Source organism: Bacillus sp. JJ664 (assembly GCF_036962205.1).
Taxonomy (GTDB): domain Bacteria; phylum Bacillota; class Bacilli; order Bacillales; family Bacillaceae_G; genus Gottfriedia.
Genome location: NZ_JBALMS010000084.1, coordinates 1 through 5,904, shown reverse-complemented (window position 1 = coordinate 5,904; position 5,904 = coordinate 1). Strand labels below are relative to the sequence as shown.

Sequence of the window (5,904 nt, the reverse complement as noted above, 5' to 3'; positions counted from 1 at the left end):
CGACTTAATTTGTAAAAGAATGAAAACTTCCCAACAAAAAAAATCTCACCTCCAAGACCTTTGTCTTGGGGACGAGATTTGAAAGTCGCGGTACCACCCCAGTTTGTCAATATGTCACCATATCAACCTCCTTAGGTATTATCATAAATACCCACGCTCTATAACAGGAGCACCTGTCACATTATCCTCTTGAGACTAAAGATTCCAATGTGAAGCTCAGAGACTTGCTTCAATAATTCATTCTTACTCCTTTTCAGCTTACGGAGCTCTCTGCAAAGAAATCATTTATCTACTCTTCTCTTCATCGCAAAATAATTTTTTCAATAGTAACATTAATTTGATTAATAGTAAATGACAATTTTATATTTAGGATAATAGGTACATTCAAAGTTGATTATTTATATCTTTGAATTTTTGTTTTTTTCGAAAGAATTTTACTTACTATTTAAAAAAATTATATTTACCAAATTTTCGTTTAGTGCAAAATAAATTTGTATATTTTCTAGAATTTTGGAAAAAACAACCATGGGAATATCTGTAGATTTAACGATCGCTATTCTGTCTTTTTCGGAAAAAGAAAAAGCTTATCATTTCATTTAGATTGGTAACGTATAAACGTTTCTAATAAAATAACTTTTCAAAAGGAGAATATCATGAAAAAAACATTAGTTTCAGCCTCAATCATAGCTGCATTTGCCATAGGGTCTCTTGCAGGAATCAATATTAGTAGAGCTGATTTGCAAAAAAGTACTCAAGAACACTTAGTAATGGCTACGAACTGGTTCCAAACATCTGCAGAAAATAAGGCATTGCAAATTCAATCGTACAATGTAGCAAAAGAAGAGCTTGCAGAAACAATGGTTAAAAAGATTGTTAAGGATAAGAAAAATAAGAAAAAAGCTAAACCTGCTGCAGTTGTATTAGATATCGATGAAACAGTATTAGACAACTCTCCTCACACTGCATGGACAATTAAAAATAATGTTGCATATCCAGAAGGATGGGATGAATGGATTCATATGGCTAAAGCGGATTTGATTCCAGGATCAAAGGATTTCTTATTAGCTGCTAAAAAATTAAAAGTAGATATTTATTACGTTTCTAACCGTACAGAAGCAGAACGTGCTGATACAGTTAAAAATATGAAATTACACGGTTTACCAAATCTAGATGAAAAGCACATATTATTAAAATCAACAACATCTCAAAAAGGTCCAAGACAACAGGAGATTGCGAAAACGCATGAAATTGTTATGTTGATTGGTGACAATGCAAACGATCTTTCTGATATTTTCTATAAAGCAGATTTAAATACTCGTTACAATAACGTTGATAAAATTGCAAAAGATTTAGGGGCTAAATATATCCAACTTCCAAATCCGATGTATGGTGACTTTGAAGGTGCTATTTATAACTATGACTTTAATAAGACTGCAGATCAAAAAGCAGCTGATCGTTACAACGCTTTAAAAACAATGAAATAAATACTTTCTTAGGGTTAGTGAGGCTTCATGCTCCACTGCCCTTTTTTGTATCGTTAATTCCCCTTTTCATCTTTTACTTTAGGCATTATCTATTTTTATTCGTAATAAATTATGAATGAATAGAAAATGAATACAATTCCAATTATGGGGGTCATTTCATGCCTTTTATTGAAATTAACGCCAATACGAAACTACATTATGAAGAGTTTGGTGAAGGTCAACCTGTCATATTTATACATGGTGTGATGATGAGTAGTAAATTCTTCTATAAACAAGTACCCTATTTTAAAGAAGATTATCGTGTCATTACACTAGATTTACGTGCTCATGGACAGTCAAATCATGTTATGGATGGTCACACAGTAGCTCAATATGCTAAGGATCTAAAATACTTTATTGATAAGTTGGAATTAAAAAATGTTATATTAGTTGGATGGTCGATGGGTGCGTTTGTTCTTTGGGATTATGTAAATCAGTTTGGAACAAATCAAATTAAAGCTTTAACGATAGTTGATCAATCAGCATCAGATTATATTTGGCCAGATTGGGAATTTGGAGCTTTTGATTTCAATATCTTAAAAAATGTAATGCAATCTATTCAAGAAGATCAAAATACGTTTAATAGTGAATTTATATACGGGATGTTCAAAGAAAAACCTGATCCAAATGATCATAGATGGATTTTACAAGAAATGAATCGATTACCTGCTGCAATTGCAAGTACAATCGTATTTAATCAAACCGCAGTAGATTATCGTGAAACACTATCAAATGTAAACGTCCCAACTTTAATTTGCTTTGGAAGCGCTGGATTCTTTCCATTAGCTGCAGGTGAATTTATACAAAGTAAAATAAAAAACGCTAAGTTTGTTCCTTTTTACAATAGTAGTCATTTATTATTTTTAGAAGAAACGGATAAATTTAATGCTGAACTAGATTTGTTTTTTAAAAGTTTACAACCATAATGTTGAAAACAAAAAAGCGATTCGTTATTGAATCGCTTTTTTTGTTTAGAAAAATTATAAAAAAATAGATAGTTAGACAGTTAGAAAACGTCGTTTTGACGGGGAGTCTAATATTATTTAAACCAACCTTTTTCTTTCGATTGTTTAATGGCTTCAATTCTATTTTTAACTTCTAATTTATCTAAAATCATTGATATATAGTTTCGTACAGTGCCAGTTTTTAAGCTTAATTCATCAGCAATTTCCTTTGTGTTCTTTCCGTCTGCAACAAGGTTTAATACCTCTATCTCGCGTTCAGTTAAAGGATTTTCCTCACTATAAACATCGTCCATCAACTCAGGGGCGTATATTCGTTTACCATTCATAATGCTGCGAATCGAGCTTGCTAATTCTTCACTTGGGCTATCTTTCAGCAAATAACCTTTCACACCGGCTTTTAATGCTCTTTGAAAATATCCAGAACGTGCAAAAGTTGTTAGTATAATGACTTTACAATCAAATTTTTTTAATTCTTCCGCTGCTTCAAGTCCAGTTTTATTTGGCATTTCAATATCCATAATGCAAATTTCAGGTTGCAATTCATTTACAAGTGAAATGGCTTGTTCTCCATCAGATGCTTTTCCAACAACTTCCATATCATCTTCTAAATTTAGCAAAGAACCTAAGGCACCTAACAGCATTCGCTGATCTTCAGCTATCACTATTCGAATCATTTAAGTTACTCCTTTTCAATCTGTTTTACATCAATTGGTACTTTCATTATAATAGATGTCCCATTTTGATTTATTACATCTAAAGAACCGTTTACAAATTCAAGTCTTTCTCTCATGCCAATTAGACCATAGCCTTTTGTGAAATTCTCTTTTGTTGTGCATCCTATTCCATTATCCTTTACGCTGATCATTAGTTCATAGTTAGTTTGATGTAAAGAAATTGAACAGGTTGTTGCTTTACTATGTTTCACGACATTTGTAACTGCTTCTTTTAAACACATACTCACAATATTTTCAGTTAAAAGTGAGACATTCGTAAGCGTTAGCTCTACATCACTTTCAAATTCGATTTGAGCTGCTGATAAAATCTGCTTCACCCTTATGATCTCATCTTTGATTCGAATACCTCGCATTTGAGATACTATTTTCCGAACTTCATTTAATGCTGATCGTGCAGTTTGTTGTACATCTTTTATTTCGTTTTGTGCTTGTTCAGGATCTTTCGTAATCAATTTACGTGCTAAATCACTTTTAAGTCCTATTAGGGAAAGTCGCTGTCCAAGTGTGTCATGCAAATCTCTCGCTATTCTTTGTCTCTCCTCTAACTTTACGAGATCAGAAATTCTTTTATTGGCATCTACCAGTTTTTCTTCTAATTGACCTCTTTCGTTTCTACTATGAATACTAAAAGGTAATAAAATAACACTGATCCATGTGATGACAACAAAAGGTAATTGTTTAATCATAAAATCTTCTTGAAATATAATTGTGAGGTTGATAGAAATGGTTGTGATAACTAGATGAATAATATATAAAGTTAAAAAAGTAACGCGGTTTTTCTTATTACCGATTAAATAAGCGTTAAAAAAAGCAAAGTATACATAACTAAATTGAATCGTCATTATGATTGAAATACTAATCAGAATGCTTGACCATAAATAAATTGACCAGCCTTTTGAAACATATGCGATTCTATATAAAACGAAAAATAATACCGTAAGAATGATTCCAAAGACGCTTTTAATCGTCGAGGGTGAAGAAAGAAAAATAAAATAAAATGGCAAGATACTCAAAACAGTCCAAATATATGGAGAAATCCCAGTGCTTTTTAAGAAAATGAAATATCTTTTTAACATGAAGTTGTCCTCTTTTTTTAGAAGTAAAAAATTGAATTTTTTTTAATTTTAACATAATTTCAGACTGTTCGTTTGTTTAAGTTTAATGGTTGAAAGACATAAATCAAAAGCTCAGACAGAGTCTGAACTTTCGCGATTTACTTTATACATTGCTTTTAATTCTTTAAAGCTAATGAATTTTTTGTTTTCATGATCCCATAAACGGAATTTTAAAGATGATAGACTTGTTTTAAGGGTAATTGTTGGAACGTTTTGTAATGGTAATGTGTTATTATGAACATCTTCTAAGTGATAATTTGGAACTCTAGGACTTAAATGATGCACATGGTGATACCCAATATTTCCTGTTAACCACTGCAATAATTTCGGAAGTTTATAAAATGAACTTCCTTCAACTGCTGCTTTAACATAATCCCAATTTTCATCTTCTTCGAAATAAGTATCCTCAAATTGATGCTGTACATAAAACAACCAAATTCCAAGTGCTGCACTTACGAAAAAGATTGGCCCTTGAATGATTAAAAAGTTTTCCCATCCGATTTGCCAACAAAATAATGCTGATAATCCTACGATGGCGATATTTGTTATATACGTGTTTAATTTTTCTTTTAATTTTGCATTTTTTGCGTTAAAACGATTTGCAAATAGTACGATGTAAATTGGACCAAATCCAAACATAATAATAGGATTACGATATAGTCTATATGCAAGTTTCGTCCAAGTTGATGCAGATACATATTCCTCAACAGTTAAAACCCACATATCACCAACGCCTCTTTTATCTAAGTTACTACTCGTTGCATGATGAATTGAGTGACTATGCTTCCATTGACTAAAAGGAAATAAAGTAACAATTCCCGTGATGGTTCCTAAAATTTTGTTAGCTGTCTTATTCTTAAAGAATGACTGATGACAACAATCATGAAAAATAATAAAGATTCTAATTAAAAATAAAGCTGCAGCCAAGTCAAAGATCAATGTTAATAAAATTGAAGTGGATAAGCTTTTATAAGCAAGTATCCATAAAATAATAAATGGTACAAAGGTGTTAATCATTTGCCATACACTAGCTTTTAGATTTGATTTTTCATAAGGGATAACTTGTTTTCGCAAATTCTTTTGATTTTGTTGTTGTGACATTTACTATTTCCTTCCTTAATTTAAATACTTAGTTTTAATATGTAATCCTAATTATAAATAGTTAGGATTTACTTTGGTAGTAGCATGCGTCATGTGTTATATATGACAAATGTCATATTGCTCGTAATCGTTTACAAATTTTATGCATTTAGTGACATAATATAATTTTTAATATTTTCCTCATATTTATGCTATTAAATTAAAATTAAAAAGTGCATATCAAAAATTACTGGATATAAAGAAGCAATACTTATAAAAGTATTGCTTCTTGTTAATCATGATTTAATCATTTCCACTTTCTTATTCTTTTTAATTTTACCAAAAGGTTTAAAGTACGTAATAATCGTCATAACAGTCATGCAGATTAAGTTAAATATACCTGTAATAATAATAGAAAACCAAGATGTCTTAAAATCATTAGATGATAATGCATCTATACCAAGCTGGTTAGCGTATTTAATTAATA

General features: G+C 30.8%; 5 protein-coding genes, 1 pseudogene and 1 other annotated feature. Of the genes and pseudogenes, 2 read left to right on the top strand and 4 right to left on the bottom strand.

Annotation, left to right across the window (positions count from 1 at the left end; all coding sequences use genetic code 11):
* Nucleotides 1-64: 64 nt before the first annotated feature.
* Nucleotides 65-314 (bottom strand) — a binding site (T-box leader).
* A 339-nt stretch (nucleotides 315-653) separates the two neighbouring features.
* The gene (locus V7056_RS14290; RefSeq protein WP_499702969.1) at nucleotides 654-1,484 is read left to right on the top strand and encodes a 5'-nucleotidase, lipoprotein e(P4) family; all 831 of its coding nucleotides are present in this window, start codon (nucleotides 654-656) and stop codon (nucleotides 1,482-1,484) included.
* Between the two features lie 158 nt (nucleotides 1,485-1,642).
* Nucleotides 1,643-2,449: an alpha/beta fold hydrolase gene (locus V7056_RS14285; protein WP_499702968.1), complete on the top strand. Its 807-nt coding sequence runs from the start codon at nucleotides 1,643-1,645 to the stop codon at nucleotides 2,447-2,449.
* Between the two features lie 113 nt (nucleotides 2,450-2,562).
* Here V7056_RS14285 and V7056_RS14280 read toward each other — a convergent pair whose 3' ends face one another.
* From V7056_RS14280 to V7056_RS14265, 4 genes and pseudogenes are all read right to left on the bottom strand, one after another.
* Entirely contained in the window at nucleotides 2,563-3,162 is a 600-nt protein-coding gene (locus V7056_RS14280; RefSeq protein ID WP_499702966.1) for a response regulator, read from the bottom strand.
* Between the two features lie 5 nt (nucleotides 3,163-3,167).
* A complete protein-coding gene (locus tag V7056_RS14275; RefSeq protein ID WP_499702965.1) occupies nucleotides 3,168-4,298 on the bottom strand; it encodes a sensor histidine kinase in 1,131 nt (376 codons plus the stop codon).
* Nucleotides 4,299-4,409: 111 nt separating this feature from the next.
* The gene (gene desA, locus V7056_RS14270) at nucleotides 4,410-5,438 is read right to left on the bottom strand and encodes a Delta(5) desaturase DesA (protein ID WP_499702963.1); all 1,029 of its coding nucleotides are present in this window, start codon (nucleotides 5,436-5,438) and stop codon (nucleotides 4,410-4,412) included.
* Between the two features lie 275 nt (nucleotides 5,439-5,713).
* Nucleotides 5,714-5,904: pseudogene (locus V7056_RS14265) on the bottom strand (hypothetical protein); the annotation flags it as partial.

Bases quoted from the DNA above. Each gene is read 5' to 3' on its own strand.
- V7056_RS14275 (WP_499702965.1), bottom strand. From the start codon at position 4,298: ATGTTAAAAAGATATTTCATTTTCTTAAAAAGCACTGGGATTTCTCCA.
- V7056_RS14285 (WP_499702968.1), top strand. From the start codon at position 1,643: ATGCCTTTTATTGAAATTAACGCCAATACGAAACTACATTATGAAGAG.
- V7056_RS14290 (WP_499702969.1), top strand. From the start codon at position 654: ATGAAAAAAACATTAGTTTCAGCCTCAATCATAGCTGCATTTGCCATA.
- desA (WP_499702963.1), bottom strand. From the start codon at position 5,438: ATGTCACAACAACAAAATCAAAAGAATTTGCGAAAACAAGTTATCCCT.
- V7056_RS14280 (WP_499702966.1), bottom strand. From the start codon at position 3,162: ATGATTCGAATAGTGATAGCTGAAGATCAGCGAATGCTGTTAGGTGCC.